Source organism: Enterobacter sichuanensis, assembly GCF_002939185.1.
Classification (GTDB): Bacteria; Pseudomonadota; Gammaproteobacteria; order Enterobacterales; family Enterobacteriaceae; genus Enterobacter; species Enterobacter sichuanensis.
Window position 1 is genome coordinate 1 of sequence record NZ_POVL01000118.1, and the last position, 2,937, is coordinate 2,937.

3 protein-coding genes are annotated in these 2,937 nt (G+C 57.5%); 1 reads left to right on the forward strand and 2 read right to left on the reverse strand.

Annotated features, from left to right (window positions below):
- Nucleotides 1-142: 142 nt before the first annotated feature.
- Nucleotides 143-820 carry an isochorismatase family protein gene (locus C5687_RS23780; RefSeq protein ID WP_032638688.1) on the reverse strand — a complete coding sequence of 226 codons (678 nt, stop codon included), beginning with the start codon at nt 818-820 and terminating at the stop codon, nt 143-145.
- Between the two features lie 14 nt (nt 821-834).
- Complete coding sequence (locus tag C5687_RS23785) at nt 835-1,701, reverse strand: pirin family protein (protein ID WP_095451698.1); 867 nt, start codon at nt 1,699-1,701, stop codon at nt 835-837.
- Between the two features lie 109 nt (nt 1,702-1,810).
- On the opposite strand from C5687_RS23785, the gene C5687_RS23790 reads away from it, so the two are divergent.
- Complete coding sequence (locus tag C5687_RS23790) at nt 1,811-2,716, forward strand: LysR family transcriptional regulator (protein WP_047958249.1); 906 nt, start codon at nt 1,811-1,813, stop codon at nt 2,714-2,716.
- Nucleotides 2,717-2,937 lie beyond the last annotated feature (221 nt).

Here is a 2,937-nt window from a genome sequence, read left to right on the forward strand (position 1 = left end):
ATTTTGCTGCCTGACCGCTTGGGGGGCAACGGGGCGCTACTATAGGGAGTTGCGCTAACACGGTCAAGCAGATTTTCAGCTTTACTGCCTGTTCGGTTAAGCAATAATCAGCTCCACGGTTTTTACGCCGTGGAGCAGGGGATTAACGCTGTGAATCGAGCACTTCGCTGTTTTTAACCACTTCCTGCGCTTTGCCGTAGCTTTCGATCAGCAACTGATACGCCGGGAAGATGTGGGTGTACACTTCCGCCCACTCCGCGGCATCTTCACGGTTCCATGTCCGCTGGATCTCAGAAGCTACCGCCGCCGTGTCCATCGGCACCACGCCAGCCTGTACCACACGCGCCAGAGTGATCTCTTGCGCCATTTTGCTGTAGGTACCGGAGGCATCAATCACCGCAAACACTTTATACCCGTCGGCAACCGCGCTGATAGACGGGAACGCCATGCAGACGCTGGTAATGGTGCCCGCGATAATCAACGTTTTGCGTCCCGTCGCTTTCACCGCCGCCACGAATTCCGGGTTATCCCAGGCGTTGATCTCGCCTTTACGGGCAACATACTGTGCATGCGGCGCGTTGGCGTGGATCTCCGGGATCAGCGGTCCGTTCGGCCCTTGTGGGACAGACGCCGTGGTAATCACCGGGATCTTCGCCAGGGTCGCGATTTTTGCCAGCGCTGCCGCACGGGCACGCAGCTCCGGCATTGGCATATCCCCGACGGTCTGGAAGAGACCACTCTGGTGGTCAATAAGCAACATCACCGCATCGTTAACATCAATGACCGGACGAGTGCCATTAAAATTGGCAGGTGTAGACATGTTCTTCTCCTTTATTACGATCGGATCTGGCCGAAGCGGCCGGAATTGAAATCACGAATGGCTTCGTTGATTTCGGTTTTACTGTTCATCACAAACGGGCCATAGCCCACGATAGGTTCATTCAGTGGCTCACCCGCCATCAGCAGCACTTTGGCATCGCTGCTGGCTTCCAGGTGCAGCTTGTCGCCTTCCTGACTCAACACGACCAACTGGGCTTCACCTGCCTGAGCGGTACCGTTCACTGAGATACTGCCTTCAAGTACAACCAGCGCTGTGCTCCAGCCTTCCGGCTGAGTGAACGTGACGTGACTGCCCTGATTCAGGGTGATGTCCCAGACGTTCAGCGGCGAAAACGTGTGCGCCGGGCCGGCCACGTCGTTGTAATGACCGGCAATAACCCGCAGCGAGCCGCTGTTTTCAGGCAGCGTCACCACCGGAATATCGGCTTTGGTGATACTCTGATAGCCTGGTGCGGTCATTTTGTCTTTCGCCGGCAGGTTGACCCAGAGCTGCATCATTTTCAGTTCCCCGCCTTTCTGCGCGAATGCGCTGGAGTGGAACTCCTCGTGCAAAATGCCTGCGCCTGCGGTCATCCACTGCACGTCGCCGGGGCCAATGACGCCGCCTTTCCCGGTGGAGTCGCGGTGCTCTACTTCGCCGGAATAGACGATGGTGACCGTTTCAAAACCCCGATGTGGGTGCTGGCCAACGCCGCGCTTTGCGCCATCTGCCGGGAAGCTGTACGGGCCCGCGTAATCCAGCAGCAGAAACGGGCTGAGGGGCTCGCCGTGCGTCTGATAAGAGAACATTGAACGGACCGGGAAACCGTCGCCAACCCAGTGCTGACGAGGAGCGGTATAAACGCCAGTTACGTTTTTCATGATTTACTCCTGATGTTCTGTTGATGTAATTAGCTTATATTCAGCGTTAATATCCCGGTAGATAGTGAAAATGGCATTCACTGTTCTGAAATTGGAACGATGAGGATTTATGCAGGATCTCAATGACTTCGTCTGGTTTGTGAAAGTGGTCGACTACGGTGGCTTTGCGGCGGCGGGACGGGCGCTCGACCTGCCCAAATCCAGGCTAAGCCGCCGGATAGCGCAGCTTGAAGAGCGGCTGGGCGTGCGGCTTATCCATCGCACAACCCGGCAGTTTACGGTGACCGAGGTCGGACAGACCTTCTATCAGCACTGTAAAGCGATGATGGTGGAGGCGGAGGCTGCGGAGGAAGCCGTGGCGGCGCTGCAGGCAGAACCGCGCGGTATCGTCAGGCTTACCTGTCCCGTCACCTTATTGCATGTGCATGTTGGCCCAATGCTGGCAAGATTTATGGCGCGCTATCCGGGGATCAACCTCCAGCTGGAAGCGACAAATCGGCGGGTCGATCTGGTAGGAGAGGGAATTGATGTGGCGATCCGCGTGCGTCCACGGCCGTTTGATGACAGCGACCTGGTGTTAAGGGTGCTGGCCGACCGGGGACATTGCCTGGTGGCAAGCCCGGCGCTGATTGCACGGCTGGGGAAACCGTCCATGCCGTCTGAACTCAGCGCCTGGCCTGGTTTAAGTATGGGTGAGGGTAAACACATCCACAAATGGACACTCTCCGGACCCGACGGGGCGAAAGCGGAGGTCCATTATCATCCCCGGTTGATCACCACGGACATGCTTGCGCTCCGTGAAGCCGCGATGGCAGGCATTGGCGTGGTGCAGTTGCCGATTTTGATGGTGAAGGATCAGCTGGCGTCCGGGGAGCTGGTTCGGGTACTTGAGGCATGGGAACCGCGACGGGAAGTGATTCATGCTGTTTATCCTTCCAGACGCGGGTTGCTGCCGTCTGTCAGGGCGCTGGTGGATTTTCTTACCGAAGAGTATGCGAAGATGGCGGAAGACTAGCACTTCCCTCTCCCCTGGGGAGAGGGCAGGGTGAGGGGCTCAGGCCGCACCGTGCTGCATTTGGCTCCGGGGGGGATTGACTCGCTTCGCTCGCCCTGCGGGCAGCCTGTTCGCTACGCTCCCAGTCTGTCCAACTGGCTGTCGCCAGTTGTCGAACCCCGGTCGGGGATTCTCATCCCCCCTTTCGGAGAATATAAAAGAAAAAAGCCCGTACTTTCGTA